This is a genomic window from Gluconobacter sp. (assembly GCF_047723935.1).
Taxonomy (GTDB): Bacteria; Pseudomonadota; Alphaproteobacteria; order Acetobacterales; family Acetobacteraceae; genus Gluconobacter.
On sequence record NZ_JBDOBO010000043.1, the window covers coordinates 1 to 22,810 of the forward strand.

General features: G+C 54.3%; 13 protein-coding genes. 3 read left to right on the forward strand and 10 right to left on the reverse strand.

Going from position 1 to position 22,810, the window contains the following annotated elements:
• The first annotated feature begins 255 nt into the window (after positions 1 to 255).
• Positions 256 to 1,482, forward strand: a complete 1,227-nt coding sequence (locus ABF979_RS12170) for an MFS transporter (protein ID WP_415560082.1) — start codon at positions 256 to 258, stop codon at positions 1,480 to 1,482.
• 25 nt (positions 1,483 to 1,507) lie between these two features.
• Here ABF979_RS12170 and ABF979_RS12175 read toward each other — a convergent pair whose 3' ends face one another.
• The 3 genes from ABF979_RS12175 to ABF979_RS12185 all read right to left on the reverse strand — a co-directional run bounded on the left by ABF979_RS12175 (position 1,508) and on the right by ABF979_RS12185 (position 5,434).
• Positions 1,508 to 2,119 carry an NAD(P)H-dependent oxidoreductase gene (locus ABF979_RS12175; RefSeq protein ID WP_415560084.1) on the reverse strand — a complete coding sequence of 204 codons (612 nt, stop codon included), beginning with the start codon at positions 2,117 to 2,119 and terminating at the stop codon, positions 1,508 to 1,510.
• Positions 2,120 to 2,251: 132 nt separating this feature from the next.
• Positions 2,252 to 3,340, reverse strand: coding sequence for a HupE/UreJ family protein (locus ABF979_RS12180; RefSeq protein WP_415560086.1), 1,089 nt, complete (start codon positions 3,338 to 3,340; stop codon positions 2,252 to 2,254).
• 123 nt (positions 3,341 to 3,463) lie between these two features.
• A complete protein-coding gene (locus ABF979_RS12185) occupies positions 3,464 to 5,434 on the reverse strand; it encodes an adenine deaminase (RefSeq protein ID WP_415560088.1) in 1,971 nt (656 codons plus the stop codon).
• Between the two features lie 232 nt (positions 5,435 to 5,666).
• On the opposite strand from ABF979_RS12185, the gene ABF979_RS12190 reads away from it, so the two are divergent.
• Positions 5,667 to 5,813 (forward strand): hypothetical protein, encoded by a 147-nt coding sequence (locus tag ABF979_RS12190; protein ID WP_415560090.1) that lies wholly within the window; start codon positions 5,667 to 5,669, stop codon positions 5,811 to 5,813.
• A 375-nt stretch (positions 5,814 to 6,188) separates the two neighbouring features.
• Here ABF979_RS12190 and ABF979_RS12195 read toward each other — a convergent pair whose 3' ends face one another.
• The 4 genes from ABF979_RS12195 to ABF979_RS12210 form a co-directional block, all read right to left on the reverse strand.
• Positions 6,189 to 8,279, reverse strand: coding sequence for a TonB-dependent receptor (locus tag ABF979_RS12195; RefSeq protein ID WP_415560092.1), 2,091 nt, complete (start codon positions 8,277 to 8,279; stop codon positions 6,189 to 6,191).
• A gap of 225 nt (positions 8,280 to 8,504) precedes the next feature.
• Positions 8,505 to 9,971, reverse strand: a complete 1,467-nt coding sequence (locus ABF979_RS12200) for an efflux transporter outer membrane subunit (protein WP_415560094.1) — start codon at positions 9,969 to 9,971, stop codon at positions 8,505 to 8,507.
• A 2-nt stretch (positions 9,972 to 9,973) separates the two neighbouring features.
• The gene (locus tag ABF979_RS12205) at positions 9,974 to 11,155 is read right to left on the reverse strand and encodes an efflux RND transporter periplasmic adaptor subunit (RefSeq protein WP_415560096.1); all 1,182 of its coding nucleotides are present in this window, start codon (positions 11,153 to 11,155) and stop codon (positions 9,974 to 9,976) included.
• A complete protein-coding gene (locus ABF979_RS12210) occupies positions 11,148 to 14,333 on the reverse strand; it encodes an efflux RND transporter permease subunit (protein ID WP_099212989.1) in 3,186 nt (1,061 codons plus the stop codon). Before ABF979_RS12210 ends, ABF979_RS12205 begins: the two co-directional genes overlap by 8 nt.
• Positions 14,334 to 14,812: 479 nt before the next feature.
• On the opposite strand from ABF979_RS12210, the gene ABF979_RS12215 reads away from it, so the two are divergent.
• Positions 14,813 to 15,718 (forward strand): AraC family transcriptional regulator N-terminal domain-containing protein, encoded by a 906-nt coding sequence (locus tag ABF979_RS12215; RefSeq protein ID WP_415560098.1) that lies wholly within the window; start codon positions 14,813 to 14,815, stop codon positions 15,716 to 15,718.
• A 78-nt stretch (positions 15,719 to 15,796) separates the two neighbouring features.
• Here ABF979_RS12215 and ABF979_RS12220 read toward each other — a convergent pair whose 3' ends face one another.
• The 3 genes from ABF979_RS12220 to ABF979_RS12230 all read right to left on the reverse strand — a co-directional run bounded on the left by ABF979_RS12220 (position 15,797) and on the right by ABF979_RS12230 (position 22,556).
• Positions 15,797 to 18,010, reverse strand: coding sequence for a TonB-dependent siderophore receptor (locus ABF979_RS12220; RefSeq protein ID WP_415560100.1), 2,214 nt, complete (start codon positions 18,008 to 18,010; stop codon positions 15,797 to 15,799).
• A gap of 262 nt (positions 18,011 to 18,272) precedes the next feature.
• Positions 18,273 to 19,055, reverse strand: coding sequence for an AraC family transcriptional regulator (locus ABF979_RS12225; RefSeq protein ID WP_415560102.1), 783 nt, complete (start codon positions 19,053 to 19,055; stop codon positions 18,273 to 18,275).
• A gap of 1,032 nt (positions 19,056 to 20,087) precedes the next feature.
• The gene (locus ABF979_RS12230; RefSeq protein WP_415560104.1) at positions 20,088 to 22,556 is read right to left on the reverse strand and encodes a Hint domain-containing protein; all 2,469 of its coding nucleotides are present in this window, start codon (positions 22,554 to 22,556) and stop codon (positions 20,088 to 20,090) included.
• Between the last annotated feature and the right edge of the window lie 254 nt (positions 22,557 to 22,810).

Sequence of the window (22,810 nt, forward strand, 5' to 3'; positions counted from 1 at the left end):
TTTCTCTATAGGAAACACCCCCTAATAACGAATTTTATTGATTGCGGAGCTACGTTTTATCTGGGTTTATCACTCATGAAACTACCCTTGCGCGATCGGGGAACCGTTGACTGAGGTTCCAACGCGATAATTTCTTGTGTTGGATCGCAAAGAAACTCCAGGTCTCTGAAGCCCCTGATCATCCCACACAACATGGGATTTTGAACTCAGAGTGCCCGTCGCTAGCGCTCTGGGAACATGATAGGATCAGGTATCATGAGCACTGACCCCAATATGAGCCCGTCCATTACTGCTGTTCCGATTGATCGTACCAACAGTACAGAACATGCCCTATCCACATTTGTCACTCTTTCCATGGCTATTGCTGCTGGAGTTGCGGTCGCTAACATCTATTATAACCAGCCCATGCTGGGGATCATGAAACGTGACCTGCCAGGTTCGATCACAAACCTGATCCCAACAGGCACTCAGCTTGGATATGCCGCTGGACTGTTCCTCCTTGTGCCTGTCGGGGATATTCTGGAGCGCAAGCGACTTATTATTCTTCAGTTCATTCTACTCGCATTAGCTCTTTCGGGTGCTGCAGTCGCACCTAATGCAATGACACTGCTCGTAGCGTCTGTCGCCGTAGGGGCCTTTGCCACTGTTGCGCAGCAGATTGTTCCCTTTGCAGCACATCTTTCATCCCCTGAACGGCGGGGGCACACAGTTGGTATTGTCATGGGAGGACTGCTGGGTGGTATCCTGCTTAGCCGAACTCTGGCTGGTGTAGTCGCCACGTACACTGGATGGCGCGAGATGTTCTGGCTGGGCGTTCCGATTGCTTTAGGCGCGGGCGCCTTGATGGCTTGGTGTCTCCCCACGAGCAAACCCGACACCAAACTCCACTATAGTCAATTACTGACATCCCTGATGGGGCTCTGGAATGAATTTCCTCAGTTGCGCCTGGCGTCAGTCACTCAAAGCCTTCTTTTTGGAGCTTTTAGTATCTTCTGGACGATCCTGGCACTTCATTTGCAAGAGCCTCGGTTCGGGTTAGGGGCCGCCGCGGCCGGCCTTTTCGGTATCGTAGGAGCCGTTGGTATCCTCGCCGCTCCAATTGCGGGGCAGATTGCCGACAAACATGGCCCTCAAAAAACTATTGTCTTTGGGGCTGGCCTAATACTCGCATCATGGGTCGTTTTCGGCCTCTGGAATTCGCTTTCAGGCCTGATTGCAGGGGTCATCATTCTTGATTTTGCGATACAGGGCGTGCTCGTGTCCCATCAGCATGTCGTCTATGCGTTGCGACCTGAGGCGCGAGCACGCCTGAATACCATTTTTATGGGAACGATGTTCTTGGGTGGAGCGATCGGCTCCGCCAGTGCAATGATGGTTTGGCCTGCATTTGGTTGGACAGGTATTGTCTTTCTCGGCGCAGGCCTCGCGCTTTTTGCTACGTTACTCCAAGTCTGGAACCGGAAGAGATTACGAGTGAAGTAATCTTAAAGCACGAGTTGACCGCTCGTTACTGGTTTACAGAGCTTACAGACAGCTCGAGACCAAGAATTTTTAAAAGATGATTACGATAGCCCTGTATGACGTCATCAATGGCCGGCGCCTTTATGACATCTGTCGCTACATAAGTAGAGAGAGGGCTCATTCCCAGAAACTGGTTCGCCTTATGGAAGGGAAAATAAACACCATCAATCCCTTTGCCTTCAAAGAACTGTTCTGGATCCTCAAAGGCTTCTTTCGGTGCGTTCCACGTCAGTGACAGCATATAGTGCTTTCCCTGTATCAGACCACCTGATCCATATTTGCGCTCAGGGTTGGAGCGGGTGCGCCCGTCATTGGCATACAGAGAGCCATGTCCGGCCGTGAACACTTCATCAACATACTTCTTGACAATCCATGGTGCGCCCATCCACCAGCCGGGCATCTGATAGATGACCAGATCCGCCCAGAGGAAGTTTTCAACCTCGGCCTGAATATCGTAGCCTGCATCAATCTTGGTCTGACGAATATCGAACCCGGCAGTCGTTAATGTCTCAAGCGCAACGTCGTGCAGAGTATCGTTAAGCCGACCGTGAGAATGGGCAAATGCTTTTGAGCCATTCAAAAGAAGAACATTTTTCATTGGGTGTTATCCTGGTTACGTCACGGATGCGAGTATGCAGGTCATAGCCTGGTGCGATAATAGCCTGCCTCTCCACATGAATTTTGAATAAAATTCACAGATGAAAGAGCAGTTGTGGAGAATGAATGTTCCTCAGAAGAGCAAATGATAGGCCAAAATTCGCTGGCCAGCCCAGAACAGGCCGATGGCTGCAATGAGAAGTGAAGCCGGGATAGCAATTCGTCTTCTGAACCAAGGCCGATTTCTGAAAGCACCTACAGCCAGTGTCGCAAGAAGAATGATGAAAAGCTGACCAGCATCCACGCCAAAGTTGAAGCCGATGAGTGCCGCCATGAAGTCGCGATGAGGGAAGGGTACTTCACTCAGGCTGCTGGCGAACCCAAAGCCGTGAATCAGCCCGAAAGCAAAAACAACCAACAGGCGTGTTCGCCCCAGTTTCGGACTGAAGACATTTTCCAGACCGATGAATGAAATCGATAAAGCGATTGCGGGCTCTACAAAACGGCTCGGAAGATCGAAAATTCCATAGGTTGAAAGAAACAGTGTCGTGGCATGCGCAATGGTAAAGACTGTCGTCTGGGAAAGCAGCTTGCGCCAGCTAATTCCCAGAAAGAAAAGCCCGAGCACACAGAGAATGTGGTCTGTCCCTTCCGGGACGATATGCTTGAACCCGAGCTTCAAATAAACCGGTAACTGTTGTCTCCACGACAGTGTGTCCGGATCAAAGCTGGCAGGCTGTTCGACGTGAGCGGCTGGGAGTTTTCCCCTGTAGTCAAAGATAACGCTCTCATGCTGCCCGGCATCAAGCCAACGCGTCTGCGTAAAATGTCGTTCAGGAAGCTGAACCGTATAGGCGACGGGGTAATCAATCTGAGCTCCGAGTGGAATGCGAAGTTGCAACGGGCCGGTGTCTGCAGGAAGCGGTATCTGAAATTGGAAATGAGCTGGTTTGTCAGCTGCCAGATCCATATATTCATCCCGGCTCTTGCCGGAAAAACTGTAGTTCACGAGAATGGCGCGAAGGACAGAATTCCCCGAGAAAAGCGGTAAGGCTTCAGTGATTTTCGCAGCGACTGATCTGACCTCAGCATCATGCTGTGATCCGTGTCCAGTCGCCAGGACGTAGTATCTGGCAGGATCACCCATGAGCACTGTCAGATCCATATCGATCATGACGGTTGCCGTATCTGGCCGATCCAGCGAAACCAAGACTCTCGTCATGGACTCCGGATCAGCGTATCCTGGAGAATTACCCAGAAATAAAAACGTAAAAACAATGACTTGAAGGACTATTCGTACATTTCGTTTAAGGTGGAATGTATTCTGGAAAACAGCCTTCATATCTTACCAGACCGTCGGCATCGTCTGTCCCGTCTGGAGCAGAACCAGCCCGCTGGGATTACCCGGGTATGGAACAACAAGGCGCCATGTGAACGGGCTACATGTGATCATCGAAATCAGAAGTCTCCGGGGATAGCCGGGCGCTCCGATCCACTCAAGACTATCAGCCTTGGCATAGACGTTTTCCATGCTCGCAGCGGCATCCTCCACCGGACGGCTGGTCATCAAACCTGCAATTTCCAGCTTCATTTCGGCAAGGACCTTGCCGTGGCTGACCATCACGACCCCGCCCTTGAGCTCGGCGATGCGATTGACCGCAAGCGCCATAGCCTCGTCACTCGTTCCCATGACCGTGATATTATGGAGATCATGGGATACGGAGGTGGCGATGGCGCTGTCCGCCGTTTTAGGGCCATTGCCCGTCCAGAACATCTTACCCAGACGGGCCTGTCCCATATAGCGGTCTACCGTGGCAACCTTGATAATGTCATGTGCGACATCTCGTTGAACGACCCCGTTCACAACAGGCAGCGTTGCGGTTTTCTGAACAGGATCAGTGTAAAACGGAGCCTGAATAGCCGCTGTGACTTGGGTAGTTCTTCCCTCTGGCGCCAGAATTTCAAAGTCCTTTGCCGTCAGTTTTCTGCCAATATGGATGGTATCGGAGGCCCATGTCGGCCATGTGATTTTGGGCACTGGAAGCAGATATTTTCCGTCCTGAGCCGCCAGTTTTCCATTTGCAAAAACATACTTGATCTTCACGTCGGGCACGGAAGACAACAGGACAACGTCTGCATAGCGACCTGGGGTAATGGACCCAACGATCTGATCCATATGACCATGCTGGGCCGGATAGAGGCTACCCATTGCGTACGAAGCTTCAATGGGCGCACCCATCTTGATCGCCAGCCGGATGTGATAATCCATGGTTCCTTGCTTCAGCGTATCCGCGACATTGCGGTCATCTGTCACAAGGGCAATATTATTCCAGTTTTTCAGTCCCTTACGCACAAAATAGGGGACAGCACGCTCAATATTGTCATCACGAAGCTGCAGGAAGAGCCCATGCTGCAACTTGTTCCAGGCTTCCTCAGGAAGGCGCGTTTCATGGTCGCTAGACAGGCCTGCTCCAACGAAGGCATTGATCGTGTCCATGTCCCACAACCCTGCGCCGTGCCCATCGACGACGCCCTGATTATCGAATGTGGCCTGAATGTTCTCCCAGATCCGCTGATGGCCAGGGTGAGAAGGGTTGGAAACGGCAGGCCAGTCCATCACTTCGTCCAGCCCCTGAACTCGTGGATTATCCCGAATGTTTTCAGAAATTTCCTTGTAAGCATAGTTTCCGCCGCCTTGCTCGAAGGCAGAAGGCGGTGTGGCTGACCCAAGCGCCGGGAAGATTTTCAGCGGACTTCCCAGATGTTCTGCCGTGAGCCAGAATTCAACGTTATGCGTACCGCTGACATTCGCAAACTCATGAGAGCCTTCCGTGGTCCAGGTATTCCCCAGAGGAACGACAAGTGCGGCTTCCCACTCGGGCGAGAGCATCGAGCTTTCGATATGCTTGTGAGATTCACCAAATCCTGGAACGGCTGGGAGCCCCTTGGCATCAAAAGTTGAAAGCGCATGGCCTTTCCACTGACCAGCCGGCCCAACCCATGCAATCCGCTTCCCGGCAATGACAATGTCCTGCCCGTCTTCCCAACTGAGAGTGTAGACGTTCAGAACCTTTGCATTGTGGATCAGAAGGTCCGCCGGTGCGCGACCCAGAGCGACTGCCACCAACATCTGCCGCGTCTTGACTTCATCACTGAAGGCAACGGGGTGAGCCACACGGCTTGCTGTGGGCACGGTAGAGGCCGGAATATCTGTCGCTACTGCATGAGATGCGCTCAGAGACAGGCATGAAAGCGACCATGCCAACGCTCTTACCGAAACACTTGAAAGCCTCTGAAAAGATAGGGGAAAAGACATCGCTCAGGTATCCGGTCGCAGGAAACAGTATCAAATTCTAGCCGGGACCATACCGGTATCATAATGTTTTTATCAATGATCATAAATTTTGGCTGCGAGAGCGAACATCGTCCCCTCAGCCGTAATCGCCGCGAAATTTATCGACACGGCGGAGAAAGGGAGACCTTTTCTCCCTGTGGTATTTCGCATCCTGGTTGTTAGTCCACACGACGATCAAAATTGGGAAGTAAACATGGGTGCCATCATCCGCATTCCATGCTCATACCTAATCGATCTTGTTTTGCTGGCAATGCCGACCGCAAACAGTGCGTCAGAGCAGACCAGTCTTCGGGTTCAGCCTGACCAGGCAGACGCGATTGCTGTGTTTCCAGAGGAATAATCTCGCGTCTGCGCCCATCAACAGTAACTGCCGCAACGTAAGAGCACCTGGGTGCGAGGGACCACGAAGGGTTTCCCCAAGACCTTACTCGACCTGACAATCCGGGACAGGCGGCGGACCTCCGACAATGATCTGGCCATTCGGACGGAAAGCCCGCACCGTTTCCGTCAGGATTAGGCAGTGCTCCTTCACGAGATGGCCCGCATGGACTGCGCAGGGCTGCCCTTTCGCTCTACTGACGGACGGCCAATGCGTTTCCGTTACAAGCGTCGAGGAGGCGCTATGTCTCGGTCAGCGCTTTTACGAAGACCTTCTGAGCCAGTCGCCCGTGCGTTTTGGAAGTCGCAACATAACTTGAGGAAGGCCCTTGCGTGTTCAAAACCCGACTTCAATGCCCACATGCACCGTACGGCCTTGCCCCCAGGAGACACGGAGCGGGGTCCCGGCGGTTGAGACAAAATAGGCTTTATTGGCCAGGTTGACCGCATTGACCTGCAACGACGTGTCATGGCCCAACAGCCGCCCTGTATGCCATGACGCAAAGGCATCAACTGTTGTGTAGCTGGGAAGCCAGAACGTATTGTTCAGATCTCCAGCCCGGCGGCCAACGTAGCGAGCGCCTGCGCCGATCCGCATGGTCGTCTGGAGCCAAGGCAAAGCTGTTTCATAAGTCAGATAGCCGCCACCGGTATGCTTGGCGACGTTGGCAACAAGCTTGCCTTCATCAGCAGGCGTGTCACGCAGGATACGCGCATAGGTGAAGGCATAATTGGCCAGAATGTTCCAGTGTTTGTCCAGCTTTCCTGTCACGCTGGCTTCCACTCCCTTGGAACCCACCAGACCGGCCAAACGCTGGAGCGTATTCCCTGTCTCATCCAGCCCTGCGGACTGCTGAACGTTCTTCTTGTGGATATTATACAAAGCCACATCTGCCGTCAGGAAACGATCCTGATAGCGTGCACCCACTTCAAACTGCCGTCCCATAGTGGGCTTGTATCCGCCTTCCAGCACACTGCCTGCATCAAGCTGATTGGGTGTGAAGGACTGGGAATAGTCTCCATAGAAAGAGATGCGCTTTCCTAACTGATAGACCAACGCCACGAAAGGCAGAGGCTTTGTGTAGGATTCATCGGTTGTCTGCACGTAAGGACGGCGGCCTCCATACGTGATGTGGAAAAATTGATACCGCACACCGGGCGCTAAAATCAGCCCATGACCCAGATGGATATTGTCTTTGAGGTATCCTGAAGCACTGTTGATGTGCTGGCGCCAGTCACTGTTGCTGTTGTTTATCGGGCCAACAGGCTTGAGCAGCCCATACACAGGATCAGCGGGATAGAACCCACCCTGTCGCGTCCCATCAATGAAAGCGCCCTGGTTTTGCTGGCGGTTCTCATAGTCGGCGCCCACAACAAGGTCATGCTTCATACCCCACAGGACGTGATTTGAGAGGTAATCTAAAGACGCATAGCCGTTGGCACGGATGGTTCCGGTGTTGCTTCTATAACGGCGGGTCAGGATGCCCGTAGCGGCGTTGTAGGCAGACGGATCAGCCTGCCGATCATGATAATTGTCCCGGTTCCAGCCTCCGGACAGGCGGATGCGGTCATGATCCGTCAGACGATACTCCATCGTCGTGGCCAGAAGATGCCGTTCGCCAAAGGATTTGGCCCAGCTTTCATCCAACCGCTTTGCTGGACCACTGACCGCTCGTCCATTCGAAAAGACAGTACCGCGGTCTAGCGTATTGTTATATTTCGCCCATTCGTAAGACACATCTGCTGTGAAGCGACCGTGCTCAAAACGGAGGGACGGTGCCAGAAGCTTCTGCCTGTTGGAGCCAAAATTACGCCAGTAATTCTCATTTTTGTAAGACCCCACAAGTCTAAAGCTCAAACTATGGGAGAGTGGGCCCCCCCCATCAAAGTGGCCATAACCGCCGCCCAGCGACGACCATGTCGTCCCGAAATTGGCTCCCCACGTTTTCCGGGGCTGCTTTGTAATGACGTTAATGACGCCCCCAGGCTCCTGCATTCCGTAGAAAAGGGACGCTGGCCCTTTCAGCACTTCCACACGCTCCGTGGTGGCTAGATCGAAATTGCGGCCAGTGGGCATCCGCACACCGTTGCGCAGGATCGAACCATCGTCCACGGCCCCGAAGCCGCGTTTCATCAGGTCGTCCTGTGTGCCGCCAAAGTTATTGCCGATGGAAATGCCGGGCACATATTTCGCAACATCTTCCATCGTCTGAGGCGTCATGTCTTCAATGACCTGATGGGTCACAACATTTGTCGTCTGGGTCTGCTGAAGAAAGGTTGTGGGAAGCTTGTCCGCTATGCTGCTGGATGTGGCTCCGTAGGAATGTGCGTCTGCGTGAACACGAATATGCTCAGCCTTACCGTGCGATGTTCCAATTTTTGGCTTTTTGTAACGGCTTTCCTTGCTGTTTGAAGATGACGAAGACACGTCATTGGGTGAAGCCTCCGCACCAAATCCGCTGAAAACAGATAATCCCGCGCACGCAAAAGCTAAAGTTCTAAGGGCAGCCATCTGATTTTTCCGCAAATGATAATTACTCTCATTTACGTTCGTTGCGGAAGGTTTGTCATTGAGAGAGTTATGACAAACGATATCGTCCATTTTCGTAAATGGCGACAAATTCGGGAATTTTTGCCGCCATGGAAGGAAGGGCTACAGAACGTGGTTGATCATTGCGTCCTTACGAGGCGGAAGGGTCTCGTTCCATCCTCCTCCAAGAGCTTTGTAGAGCGTTACGGTATTGGACATCTGCTGAAGATGGGTCGTAATCGCTCCAAGCTGAGCACTATAGAGTGTCCGTTGTGCGACGAGCGTATCGAGATAGGGGTCATAACCCCCTTTAAAACGCGCGAGTGCGAGTTGATACTGGCGGCCACCAGCCTGAACTAAGGCGTTCTGCGCATGCAATTGCTCCAGGTAGGTGCCTCGTCCTGCTAAGGCGTCGGCTACCTCCCGGAAAGCGGTCTGCACCGTCTTCTCATACCGTGCGATTTCTTCTTTTTTACGAGCCTTCGCCTGGTGGAGCTCTGCTGTCAGACGCCCGGCGTCAAACAGTGGAAGGGTGATCTGAGGTGCTACGTTCCAGGCACCCATCCCACTTTGGAACAGGCGAGTGATATTGTTGCTCGCCGTGCCGTTCGCCGCAGTGATCTGGATTTTGGGGAAGAACTCAGCTCGTGCCGCTCCGATATCGTCATTCGCCGCCCGCAAAACCTGCTCTGCTGAAAGGATGTCAGGCCGACGTGCAATCATGTCTGAAGGAAGGCCTTCCGGAACATCCGGAAAAGGCACGACATCCTCGAGAGCAGCCTTATGTTCCAGATCAGCACGTACTGAAGGCACCAAAGGTGTGCCGACCAGGAGTTCAAGCTGGTTCATCGCCTGCTCGCGCTGACGCATATAGATCTGGAGATTGGTTTCTGCGTCCCGCAGAGCAGCTTCCGCCTCGGCCACATCAAGTTGAGTTCCGGTGCCGACATCGGCTGTCTGCTTGACTAAATCATAAGTGTGACGGCGGTTTGCAAGGACGTTCTGTGTAACCCGAAGAGCCTGATTGTTAGCGACCCAGTTGAGCATTGCTGTCGAAACACTTGCAATGATGCTGAGGCGCATACTCTCACGCCCCAGCTCATCTGCAACATACCGATCAAACGACGCACGAGAGGCGGACCGGATACGTCCCCACAGATCGACCTCATAAGCCGAGACACCAAACCCCACGGCATATTGCCGCATGTAGAACGGACCATTCCCCTGTGACAGGCTCCAGATCCTGGAGTTCATTTTCTGAACATTCGCTCCCGCCGTCCCATTCAGGGTTGGGAAGAGGGCAGCATTTTCAATGTCAAACTGCGCGCTCGACGCTTCGACCTGATGCTGGGCAATCTGAAGGTCCCGGTTGTTGGCCAGAGCCGTCTCGATCAGCGATTGCAGAACGGGGTCGCGATAAAATGCGCGCCAGTTCTCAAGGCTGCCTCCATCTGTGGACGCTACATCAGCGGCTTTATTGGGCCATTCGGTCGCCACTGGGGCTGCAGGGCGATGATAGTCCGGAATCATCGTGCAGCCGCTCAACAGGAGCACTAATCCAGACGTAAGAGTTGTGGTGGAAGCACGCATCTTCACGCTCCCTTCGATCCATTCACATCATGCGGTGCAACCTGCCGGCCATCTGTCAAAGCCGATGGAGGATGCATGATCAGGCGACTTCCTTCAGCCAAACCGGTTTGGATCTCAATCCGATCTCCATAATCCCGGCCAACAGTCACCTTGTGAAGACGCAGTCGGTTCCCGTCTTCGACGGTGGCTACGGACAGGCCGTCCGCGTTGTAAATGAGTGATTCCGTGGGAATCAGCAGCGTCGGGACAGGGCGTGGCAAGTCGAAATGAATGGAGCCATACACACCGGAGGCAAGCTTTCCGTCACGATTATCCAGCTCGATTTCAACTGGCAGCATCCGGCTCTCACGTTCCAGCGCATGACCTGTCCGTGTGACGGTACCTGCGAAGCTTTCTCCCGGATGATCCGGCACAGTCAGACTGACAGGTGTACCCGTCTGCACTGTACCGGCCTCCTCCTGTGGCACATGCACGCGGACACGCAGTCTATCCGTGCGAGCGACCACAAACAGCGGGACTGACTGAGCACTATCCGCACTTACCAGATCCCCAACTTCCACGTTCCGTACCGTCACAACACCATCGAAAGGGGCCGTCACGGTCGTGTAGGCACGTCGTTGTGCGCTCTCTGCCAGGGCCGCATCAGCGGCCGCACGTGCGGCATTCTGGGCTTGCTGGGTAATGCGATCCGTATCGAAGTTCTGCTTGCTCACCGCGCCACCACCGACGAGGCCACCAGAGCGCCTTGCCGTAACACGGGCAAGATCCAGATTGGCGCGCGCCTGTTCAGCTGCTGCCTTGGCGCGTGCTTCCTGTCGATCCAGCTCTGGCGCATGAATAATGGCCAGAACGTCTCCCGCTTTCACACGCGTGCCGATATCAACACGTCGTTCGGCAATATATCCTGATGCCCGCGCACCAATTGCCGCCGTTTCAAAGGGCGCAGTTTCTCCGGGAAGATCAAGAGAGACAGGCTTTGTCTCTCTGTGAGCAATCATGAAGCTGACATCTGGCGTCTGGTTCTGACGCGTTTCAGCGAGAGCACGAACCGCGATGCCACGTTCACTATGCGCGTAGATCCCATAGCCGAGCAGCAGGATAGCTCCGAGGCCAATCAATGGCACGATGGGCGGGCCGCGCCGTTCTTCACGGACGCCGGTCGAGGATAAAACGGGTTCAGACATGACTGTATTCCTCAAGAATGCGGCTTTCTCGTTTTCTCAGGCGTGTGTAGAGCCAGGGCACAATGAAGAGCGTGGCGCAGGTGCCCATCATCAGGCCGCCAATCACGGCGCGTCCGAGCGGGGCGTTCTGTTCGCCGCCATCGCCGAGCCCCAGAGACATGGGCAACATGCCAATGATCATTGCGAGTGACGTCATCAGAATGGGGCGCAGGCGTGCCTGTCCGGCAGCGACGGCGGCTTCGACGGCACTTAAGCCCTCAGCACGTCTTTCCTTGGCAAAGGTTACAAGCAGGATCGAATTGGCGCTGGCCACACCGACACTCATGATCGCCCCCATGAGGGAAGGAACCGAGAACGTTGTTCCTGTAACGAACAGCATGAACACGATCCCGCACATGGCACCTGGAAGACCAAGAACCACCACGAACGGGTCCATGAAGGACTGGAAGTTCACGACCATCAGGAGGTAGACCGCAATCGCTGCGACCATCAGGCCGATACCCAGCCGGGTAAAGGCAGAATGCATGCTTTCGATCTGCCCTTGAACGGTGATCACATTGCCTGGTGAAAGCTCTCCCCGATGGCGCGCAATGACCCGATCAATGTCCCGGGCAATGCTCCCCAGATCACGCCCCTCCGCACTCGCATCGACATCGAGTGTCGGCTGGATGTTACTGTGTGAAATGACGTTCTGTGCCGTGCCGCGCTTGATGGTTGCAACATTGCTCAGCAGAGCCGAGGAGTGCTGTGACCCGATTGCGGATGCAATGACGGTGTTGCGAAGATCACCCAGATTGTTGACCCGATACTGCGGCGTCTGCACTGCCAGCGGGTACTGAATGCCCGTTGCCGGATCGACCCAGAAGTTCGGGGTTACGGTATTGGAGGACGCCAGTGACACCATCACGTTGCGGGCAACGTCGTTGAGCGTCAGGCCGAGGTCCAGAGCGCGCTCACGATCAATCGCAATCGCCAGTTCTGGCGCTGCAATCTGCTGATGCAGATGGACGTCCACCAGGCCGGGAATGCGGGAGACTTCCTGACGGACTTCCTGCATGACCTTGCGGTTATTGGCTGCGTCATAACCCGAAATGCGGATATCGACCTGCGCGGGAAGCCCGAAATTCAGGATCTGGGTCACGATATCGGCGGGCTGGAAATAGAACACGCTGTCCGGGAAGCGGCGTGCCAGTTCGGTCCGGAGTGTGCGGATATAATCGGCGGTTGGGCGATGCCCTTCCTTCAGCTCCACCATGATCTGACCGTCATTTGGTCCAACGGTCGTGCCGTCATCGAAAGGCATGGAGTACCGGAATGGAACGCCCATGTTATCGAGGACTAATGACCGTTCATGCTCAGGCACGACTTCACGGATGACGTCTTCAACCTGATCGAACAGTCGTTCCGTGCTCTCGATGCGCGTTCCTTCCGGCGCGCGGACATGGAGCTTGAATTCGCCGGCATCAATCGTGGGGAAGAAATCCTGCCCGACCTGAGTTGCGAGGAAACCGGCAGCCAGAACAGTCACACCTGCCAGCGCAGGAACTTTCCAGCCACTTTCGATGAGGCCATGTAACTGACGGACGTAGCTATCCCGCAGCCGGTTGAAGCGCCGATCAAAAGCAATGCCGAAACGGGTAATGACATCAGGAGGCAGCCCGGCATCGCGGCGTCGTATGGTCTGCCGTTCTTCAGACCGCAGAAGGATAGCTGCGAAGATTGGCACCAGTGTCCGGCTGATCGCATAGGAGGCGAGCATGGCGTACACAACAGCAAGGGCCATCGGTGTGAACAGGAAGCGGGACGGCCCGACAAGGAACTCCACCGACACAAATACGCTGGAGATGGCCAGTGTCGAAACCAGTGTTGGCAGCGCAATTTCCGACGCGCCGTTGAGCACGGCCTGTCGCAGTTCTGTTCCCTCATGGCGAATGCGATGGATATTTTCGATCGTTACAGTCGCATCATCCACCAGAATACCAACGGCAAGAGCCAAACCACCCAAAGTCATCAGATTCAGTGTCTGGCCAGTCCAGGACAGCACGGCAATGGAGGACAGGATTGCCAGCGGGATGGAGACGGCAACGATAATGGTCGAACGCCAGCTTGCGAGAAACGCAAGGATCATTGCCGCTGTTAGCAGGCCGGCGATGACGGCTTCAGACGCCACTCCGGTAATTGCCGCTTTGACGAACAGAGACTGGTCAAACAACTCCTCGATCTTCATGCCTGCCGGGGCTGCTGCACGCGTAACAGGAAGAACCTGATTACGAATGGCGTTTACAACACTCAGCGTCGAGGCATTTCCGGCCTTCATGATGGAGAGCAGTACGGAGCGGCGTCCTTCGCGGCGCACCACATTCTGCTGCACGGCCGTTCCATCACGGACCTGCGCAACATCGGCAATACGAACGATGGCACCTGTCTTGGGGTCACGCTTGAGGGGAACATCATTCAGGCGCGCTGCGACGTCTGGCATGCCGTTCATACGAACGTCGTATTGGGTGGCGCCGAATTTCACTGTTCCGCCGGGCAGCGTCAGGTTCTGCACGTTGATGGCATTGGAAACATCCAGCGGCGTCAGGCCGACACCAGCCAGCTTGGTCTCATCAATATCCACCATGACCTGACGGATCTTTCCGCCATAGGGCGGGGGCAGCATCGTGCCGGGAATAGGGGCGAGCTGCTGACGGATACGGTAAATGCCATAGTCATACAGTTCGCTCTCCGTCAGCTTCTCCGAAGAGAGGGAAAGCTGCAGAACCGGCACACTGGAAGCGCTGTACTGCATGATGATGGGCGGCTGAATGCCCGGTGGCAGCAGGGCGCGGATTGAGTTTGTAGCCGAAACGGTCTGTGCGACCGCAAGATCCACGTTTACGCCGGGCTGAAAATACAGCTTTTGCAGGACCAGCCCCGGTGTCGTCTGGCTTTCGATGGTCCGCAGATTGTTGACGAAGAAGCTTTCGGAAAACTCTGTATAAGTACTGATCCGCTTCTCGGTCTCGGCGGCATCCAGGCCGTCATAATACCAGACGACGGTGACGACCGGGATATCGATGTTCGGAAACACATCGGTAGGCGTTCTGAAGACGGCCGTGATGCCCAGCAGCAGGATAAGTACCCCTGCGACAAGGAACGTGTAAGGCCGTCGTAGCGCAAAGGCGACGATCCCCATTGAATATCTCTGTTCAGATGGCTTTGGAGCGCGGAACCCGCACCCCGCTTGTCCGGCACAATCCATGTGCGGACAAATCGGCAAGCTTTTCGCCATGACATGATGCCGCGCCGCGTTTGCCGTCTTCTCACCGGAAACGACGTTCTCAGGGAAGGAGCATAACCGCCGCGGAAGGCTTGGGCGGATCATGCAACTCCGCGCGCAACATCCGGTAGAGCAATCCAATCAGATAATTGCACAATCCTGCCATATCGAGCTGTAGGCCAGGACGTGAAATAAAGACAACAGCCCCTAAAGCGCCATCAAAAGTGGGTGTGGTGCCATAATGAGATAGAACAAAACTTTAAAAAGATGCCTAATTCGATCATATGCTTGCACAATCCGACCAAAGTCTCACACAACCCTTCTGGGCGGATCAGGCATGCCCCTAAATGTGCAATACCCAAACGACTGACTGAAAAAATCGGAAATTTCGCTTCATGCAGGATATTCTGTCACGGCTTCGAGACACGATCGACCGCCATTGCGTCGAACCAACAACCCGCTCGGTTGTGCCGGGCCTGCTGCTCTTTCGTGCCGATGCCCCCACGACACCAATGGATGTGGTGTACGAACCCCGCTTCTGCGTAATCGTCCAGGGGTCAAAACAGGTCATGCTGTGTGACAAGGTCTTTGATTATGATGCCAGCAAGTATCTCGTAACGGCCGTTGACCTTCCCGTTACCGGGCAGGTGACACAAGCCACGCATGAGAAACCCTATCTGGCGCTTTGCCTCGCTCTGGACCCTGCCCAAATTGCTGATTTGCTACTCGAAATGAAGGATGCCTTTCCCACCAACGGGACGACATGCCCATCCTGCATGACGGTCAGTGCACTCACCCATGAAATCCTGGATCCAGTGACCCGCCTCGTAGGACTGTTGGAAAACCCGGAAGACATTCCCATTCTTCAGCCCGCCATCCTGCGCGAACTGCTTTATCGGTTGTTGCAGGGGCCTCAAGGCTATGTTCTGCGGCAGATTGCCACTGCGGGGACAAACCTCTCCCAGCTCAATCGGGCGATTGGCTGGATACGAACGCATTACGCAGAATCTTTCGACATTGCATCTGTTGCGAAAATTGCCGGGATGAGCCCTTCATCATTTCATCGGCATTTCCGGGCAGCCACGATGATGAGCCCCTTGCAGTATCGCACGCGTCTTCGCCTTCAGGAGGCACGCCGCAGGCTGCTCAGTGCCACGGTCGATGCTGCTGAGGCCGGATTTGCGGTCGGGTACGACAGCCCGTCCCAATTCAGTAGAGAGTACCGGCGCATGTTTGGGGCTCCTCCCGCACGGGACGCACAACGCCTGAAATATGCGGGAGACGGAATGCTTCCAGCCTAACGAGAAGGCTTAAAAAATGACGGTATGAGCCTCTTGAAAGGAGTTGCCAGATTATCTGGCAACCTCCTTCGTAAGAAATTACCAGCTATACCCTATGCTGGCCTGGGCATTCCGGCGCTCGCCATAGTAGCAATATTGCCCGTCCGCACCGTACGCGAAGCAGTTCGCGATATATTTCTTGTCAAAGAGATTGCGAACGCTTGCAGAGGCTTTCCAGCCGTGAAGCGAATGAGACATGTTCGCCAGATCATAGCTCACGGACGCATCGAAGAGAGCATATTGTGGAAGCCAGACGCTGCCATATGTTGCTTCGCCACCGTAGGTTTTCGCGGAATAGCGCATACCACCACCAAATCCGAACCCCTTCAAAGGCCCGGAGGGCATTGTGTAGAACGCGAAAAGGGAGGCATTCCCTTTGCCAGACTGGATCAACGGCTTCCCGGTCGAATCATCCTTGATCTTCTGGAAACTCACTGCGGCTGTCAGCATGAGGTTACGGAACGGCTCGGCGTGGGCTTCAAATTCGAAACCGTCCGAGTGAACAAGTCCGCTCTGTACACTGTACCCTGTGTTCGCGACCGAGACGAGCACGTTGCTTTGCTCGATATGGAACCCTGCCGCGGTCAGCAGGATGGATGTTCCAGGAAGCTGATATTTCAAACCACCCTCAAGCTGCTTGCCCATAGATGGATTGGCCTGGCGAACGGTCGCACCGCCATCGTTGGAAACAGAGCCTGACTGCGGCTGAAAAGACGTCGAATAGCTGATGTAAGGTGAGAGGCCGAAGTCAAAGTGATAAAGACCGGAAGCACGCCATGTAATCTGGCTTGAACTCTGGCGGTTGTCAGAGGGTGTCAGAGACTCAACCTGATGCGAGCGATACCAGTCATTGCGAATACTTCCCGTAAGGATCAGCCGATGCCAGCGGATTTCATCCTGACCATACGCGCCGATCTGATGAGAATGAGTGACATAATTCAGATACGGGGACAGGTCCGGAATGACCATGTGATAATCGGGATGGAGCACATCCAGATCCGGAGCATCGCCATAGGCTTCTGTGTCATTGGCCTTCTGCTGCATATAGTCAAAGCCGAACATCAGGGCATGTCGCAACGGGCCAGTGCGGACGCGACCTTTGACCTGGCTGTCAAACGCCAGATTATAGGTGTGCTCGTGCGTTCCATATGCAGAGCGGGACAACATCTGCCCACTCGTACCGTCATCGCTGTCGTAGTAGCCATTGTTATACACGCTGCGATAGATGGTCTTGATATCATCGTAGCGACCGCGCGTGCTGAAGCTCCAGTCATCGTTGAAGCGGTGATTGAAGATATAGGTAATTGCACCCTGTTTGCGGTTGAATTTTTCTGATGGGACATCCCCGTCGTAGAAATTTCGGGGCAGGTAGCCGTAGGAAGCACGCTTGAGCGACCCAATCAGCGGCACGCCGCCATAAGAACCACTCTCAGGATCGTACTGGTAGTTACCCAGCAAGGTGAGGGTGGTCGGGCCGTCGCCTCCAAAGGTAAAGGCCGGGCTAATGCTGAAGCGTCGGCTACCGGTTCTGCTGAGCTGGGTATGCTGCCCGTTTACTGTGCCGTAAAGCCGGTAGCGGACAAGACCGTCCTTGGTCGCAAATCCGCCGACGTCAGCATCCACACGATATAGATCGAACATGCCGCCAGTTGTATTGACACTACCATAAAACCGCTGATCCGTCGGCAGTTTGCTGGATAACGCCGTCAGACCACCTGGGCTGGACTGCCCATAAAGGGCAGAAGCCGGCCCTTTGAGCAGCTCAACGCGGTCAAGTCGGAAGGTGTCCGTCTGGGCGACGGCAAAGCCGGTCGGGCTATCCTGGAACTTCAGTCCATCCAGAAAAGTCGGCACTGTAAAGCCGCGAAGATCGAAGAGATCATACCGAGTGCCTTCACCACCCCGCGTATCGGCTGTGACGCCCGCGGCGTACCGTACGGCCTGATTAAGTGTCAGGACACCGCGTGTATCCATTTCGTCACGGGTGATGACGGTGACGGACTGGGCGGTTTCAACAAGAGGTGTGTTTGTTTTTGTAGCAGAAGAGGCAATGGTTGAAGACTTGCGAGCATGAACCTCAACCCGTTCAACCCTTGCGCTCCGTGCTTTGGCATTGTCAGCGCTCGCTTGAGCCGGGGCAGGCGCCCCAGACAGCTGCGGATCCTTGGCCTTATTCTCCTGCTCAGCTGCGAAAGCTGTATCGCTCAAAATAAGGGAGAAAAGAACCGTGTAAACTATCCTGCTGCGCTGCATACCCAACTCATTTCGTTACCGGCTCGTGCTGGTTGCGAGGCAGGGACCGGTTTTTTTTGTTAAGAATGATACTTAATTGCGCTCCTAGACATCTTCGGAAACAGCTTCAAGCTGCCAGCGCGCAGTTGGCCCAAACGCAACTGAATAAGGCCCGATTACTGTAGATAGGTCACCCTCAGAGCGGAAAAGAAACGGTTTGTTACTGTTTTCCAGACGTAGAGGCGATGAGAGTCAGAGCAACCAGATTTGGAAATCCGGTGCTTTATAGCCGCGCAGCCGTAGGCGAGTTGGCTCTCAGCTCGCGCGGGGAGACACCAAAAGTTCTATGAAACATACTGCTGAAGCTACTGGCATTATCGTAGCCTAGATCGAAGGCAACTTCGGCAATCGATTGGCCCGTCGCAATTCGGGAAGCGGCTTCCACAACCCGTACTCTCCGGCGCCATGCCGCGAAGCCCATACCCATCTGAGACTGAAAGAGGCGGGTAAAAGTGCGCCGCGCCATACCGGCTTCACGCGCCCAATGATCGATGTCGCGACAATCTCCCGGCTTGGCGATAATCGCTTCACAGACCCGCCGCATACGAGGGTCGGCAGGCAGAAGCACGCGCTCTGCAAGCCGTGGTGCGCGCTCCACTTCATCGATGAGAAGCCGGGCAATCGTTGACATGCGGCTGTCCATGGCAAACTCAAAGCTCATGGCAATGATCTCGTCCATCAGGCCCCGTATCAAGGAAGATGCATCAAACATCTTGCATGGAAGCGTGCCAGCGCCGGGGAAATCAGGATCAACATAGATGACCTGAAACGACAGGTCAGTGCGGCAGGTTGCTTGATGCAGCGTCTGGGCAGGAAGCCAGAGCGCCTGTCCAGGACGAAGGACGAAGCTTTCCTCATGCGTAGTGACTGTCACACTCCCTGCCATGAACACAGACAACTGTGCCCGCTCATGTGTGTGAAAGCCATCTACGAAACCGCCGACATAATAATCTGCGAACCCGACAACAGGAGGTGGGTTTGCAGGTAAATCGGCGGAACGCTTCATGCTGTTATGATCTGGGCCAAGCATCTTTCGCAAAGACTAGCCACTGCTCCCCACATGCTGGACATACGAATTGGCAATGGCGGCAAGAATGTCCGATCAAGAACCAGCCGCCAGAACGTGAATGCCTAGTTGTCTGTCTTCGCCAGAATTTTATCAAGAGGCGGCATGATGGCGGTCGCCGTCATGGCTGGTGATGAACATCAGAGTGACCGAAACGGGCGTATTAAACCGCGCTGGACTTAACCGAGACCATTTCTCCGAGAAGAAGGTCTGATAAACAATACTGTGAAAAAGTTTCCCCCTGCAGTGCGTGCCCGGGCAGTTCGGCTGGTTCTGGAACATGATAGAAATCCAGACGGGCAGACGTACTGGCCTCACGACGGAAACCGCCGATCGGTTTTACCTTGTTTGCGACCCTAAGCCGGTTTCATTCACATCGCATCCGTCGTTGACCTGTCAGCAGGAGAGCGCACGAGAGGTTCTCGCTCAATACTCATAAGCAGGCCATGCATGCAGGCTGCCCGTCAGGGGACGCCCGGCTGGCAACCATTCGTATCGCGGCTCTCCATACTTGATCATTCTCTATCCCGATGACTGCCTGAGGCAAGGCTCAAGCCATTCGAGGGCAGTGTATGGGATTCATATGACAATGCTATGGCCAAGACTATAAACGGTTGGCTCTAGGCCGAGGTGATCCGCGAGCCTGGCCCATGGCGATAGTTTGACGCCGTAAAATACGCACGGAGCTTTCTCTTGGCAGACACCGCGAGGGAACCTCGATGCAGCAACGTCAGTCATTTCAGCGCTGCTTTTCAGAGAATGTTTGGATATTTGCCAAACAGAGTGAAGGGACCGCATTTTTGCAAATAAAGGGCGCTAGCTTTGGACAACATGAGCGCTGGTTTATTAAATTATGCGCTAGAGCGTTTTCTAAAGCGCATGAATATTAAAAACCTCCCAGCCAAAGCAGAAATTCTGATTTGACTGGGAGGAAAATCCTATCCGTAGCTTTTACGGATAGGAGAATGACCTTCAGGCCGTTTTAAGAGCAACCTCTGCCTCATCCGCCGAAGCAACAACGTAGGGACCAGCAGCCTCAACCTTGATAGCAAGGAGACCGATACTACCCGGCAGTCGAGCACCAAGCGGAAGGTGTGCGTTGCCGTTCGTCCAGCGCATCGGGATGTGCTCCACGCTGTGCCAGCCGCTCAGATTTTCCTTGGTCAGGTGCGTCTTGATCTTCACCGTAACGCCACTGTCGAAGAACGAAACATCGCCAATCAACACACCCAGCATACGACGGTCGTCAACAAACGGACCAATCGCATCTGACAGGCGACTGCTGTTTGAGACAATACGGACCGACGCCACATCGCCAGGGATCATGAACATGACGCGGTTATCGACCGTGCGAAGCGGCTGGATGCGATGGCCACGATCAGACACGAGATGCAGATCGCTGTCCGTAGTGGTCGTAGCAGCCGGTGCCTGAACTGCGAACTGCAACGCCTGCGCACGCTGTTCGATCTGACGGTAAACAGGCTCAACCAGATCACGGCATACGGTCAGCGAAGCAGCAGCATCGTTCTCCCAAGACTTCGCCTTCTGGCCGAACATAAAGACATTGCTCTTCTGTTCGAACGCACGACGATTGCCTGTATCAAGATAGCTCTCGGTCAACGCACCGTTAGCCATGATGACCGAATGGCCTTCCGTCTCAATGTGGAAATAGTCATAGGACGTGAAGGACTTGTCGTAATAGATCGAACGACCATTGACGAGCATACGGGCCGGAATGAACTTGCCGTCCAGGAAGAGGCAATGCTCAGATGTAACGAGCATGTCCTGGAAAGGAACACCCTGAGCAATCGCGTTTTCAAGGATATGCACCGGATACCCGGCCTCATCATCAGCCTTTTCCGGGCGAACGACGCAATGCGCCTTTCCTGCCCAGGAGACCTTGCTGCTGTATGCCACACCATCACGATAGGACGTAACCGTATCGCCGGGGACAAGGTCCTGCACAGCAACGTTTCCATTCGGACCAGCAATCAGCGTGTCCGCAAGGAAGCACACCTCGTAAACGAGATCGCCATTGCTGTCAGACGCCAGAGTATAGCCCACGTTCTTGACGCCAACGATGTTCAGCGTGACAGCTGAACCGTCCTTGAGCGTGAACGTGACATGATCAGCATCAGGGTAGGTGACGGAAACAACGTCGGCGGTTTTGACGTTCGTCAGCGTGATGCCGTCTGCGGTTCCTGCCGCTGTGTCCTCTGAGAACCCGGAAATAACCGTTGTCGGGCTACCTGAGCCGGTAATGGTCAGGCCGACATTTCCATTACCCTGCAGGTCGATGGTACCACCAGCAGTTGTCGGGATTGTCAGTGTAGCGCCCTTGGCGGCCGTGACAGTGCCCGAAATCGTTGATCCAGCCTTAGCGCTGAGGACTGCGCCGCTCTGAAGTGTGGTGGTGCCAATCGTACCACCAGACTCAGCGTAGAGGTACCCGCCATTGCTAACTGTGTTGCCTGTGGCGTTGCCGCCAGACCCAACATCCACCACGCCACCGCTGATAACGGTCGTGTTTGATGTCGCCCCCTGAACGCCGAGACCACCACCGCTGATAACCAGTCCACTCGCGGTAGCGCCCGAAGAAACTGCAACAGTATTGCCCGAACCGATGGTGCTGTTGGAAAGCGCAGCTCCAGATTTCAGGTTGATTGTGACCCCAGTTCCGAGCTTCTGGTAACCGCCGTCTTTGACCCCGCTTTCAAAGATTAGTGTCCCGCTAACAACTCCACCGGCGACAAACGAAGGGGCAACATACGTATCGAGCGTGCCGCCATTCAATTTCAGGGCGCCGGTCGAGGCGCCTGCGGAAACAACAGCGGAGGCGCCAGTGTTGATGATCACACTTGAAAGGGTCGCGCCAGAGCCTACAAAGACCTGACCGCCGTTATTGATGGTTCCCCCGAAGGCCAGACCGCCGGAGCTGATATCCATTACACCGCCATTATTAATGGTTGTGTTGGAAGCTGTTCCAGTTACTGCCAGCCCGCCGCCTTTGGAAACGATAGCGTTTCGTAGAATTCCGCCCGCATTAACAACGATGGTTCCAGAAGAACCTGCGTCTGCGTTAGAGAGAATGCCACCGGACAAGACATTAATTTTTGTTCCTGACAGAGCTGTCAGGGAGGTAGTGTGTTGGTTATCGTAGTTGGTGCCGATATTGAATGTCGCGCCAGCAGCCAGACTGATATAACTGCCGCTACCACCGGCGGAAATTGTCAATACGCCGCCCGATGAGACCGTATCGTTAAAAACTGAGCCGCCACTCTGCACCACGACTGTGCCGCCAGACACAATCGAAGCGCTTCCGTAAGTACCACCAGAAGACACAGATACCGAAGAGAAGCTTGAAGTATAGAAACTTCCAGGGTTTGTTCCTCCGTTGACGGTATCATCAACATATAGAACGCCGTTCGTTACGTGACTCATAATTCCCTCCAAGAGAATTCGTTAACGGTACAACCACCCAGAGCGTGAGAAATTCAAACTTCTCGATGGTATTTCTTGTGAATCCGGCAAACTTCTAGTCAGAATTTCTTTGATATCTGTAAAATTTGATCGCTGGCTTTAGCTCAACCAACCTTATTTAGAAGAGCAAATTTAACAGAAATCGTTCCATCCAGATTGTTTGCAGAATCTTGTCATAGGGACAGAGACACAATTTTGAGCGGTAGGGATATGGA

Bases quoted from the DNA above. Each gene is read 5' to 3' on its own strand.
- ABF979_RS12170 (WP_415560082.1), top strand. From the start codon at position 256: ATGAGCACTGACCCCAATATGAGCCCGTCCATTACTGCTGTTCCGATT.
- ABF979_RS12175 (WP_415560084.1), bottom strand. From the start codon at position 2,119: ATGAAAAATGTTCTTCTTTTGAATGGCTCAAAAGCATTTGCCCATTCT.
- ABF979_RS12180 (WP_415560086.1), bottom strand. From the start codon at position 3,340: ATGACGAGAGTCTTGGTTTCGCTGGATCGGCCAGATACGGCAACCGTC.
- ABF979_RS12185 (WP_415560088.1), bottom strand. From the start codon at position 5,434: ATGTCTTTTCCCCTATCTTTTCAGAGGCTTTCAAGTGTTTCGGTAAGA.
- ABF979_RS12190 (WP_415560090.1), top strand. From the start codon at position 5,667: ATGGGTGCCATCATCCGCATTCCATGCTCATACCTAATCGATCTTGTT.
- ABF979_RS12200 (WP_415560094.1), bottom strand. From the start codon at position 9,971: ATGCGTGCTTCCACCACAACTCTTACGTCTGGATTAGTGCTCCTGTTG.
- ABF979_RS12205 (WP_415560096.1), bottom strand. From the start codon at position 11,155: ATGTCTGAACCCGTTTTATCCTCGACCGGCGTCCGTGAAGAACGGCGC.
- ABF979_RS12210 (WP_099212989.1), bottom strand. From the start codon at position 14,333: ATGGGGATCGTCGCCTTTGCGCTACGACGGCCTTACACGTTCCTTGTC.
- ABF979_RS12215 (WP_415560098.1), top strand. From the start codon at position 14,813: ATGCAGGATATTCTGTCACGGCTTCGAGACACGATCGACCGCCATTGC.
- ABF979_RS12220 (WP_415560100.1), bottom strand. From the start codon at position 18,010: ATGCAGCGCAGCAGGATAGTTTACACGGTTCTTTTCTCCCTTATTTTG.
- ABF979_RS12225 (WP_415560102.1), bottom strand. From the start codon at position 19,055: ATGAAGCGTTCCGCCGATTTACCTGCAAACCCACCTCCTGTTGTCGGG.
- ABF979_RS12230 (WP_415560104.1), bottom strand. From the start codon at position 22,556: ATGAGTCACGTAACGAACGGCGTTCTATATGTTGATGATACCGTCAAC.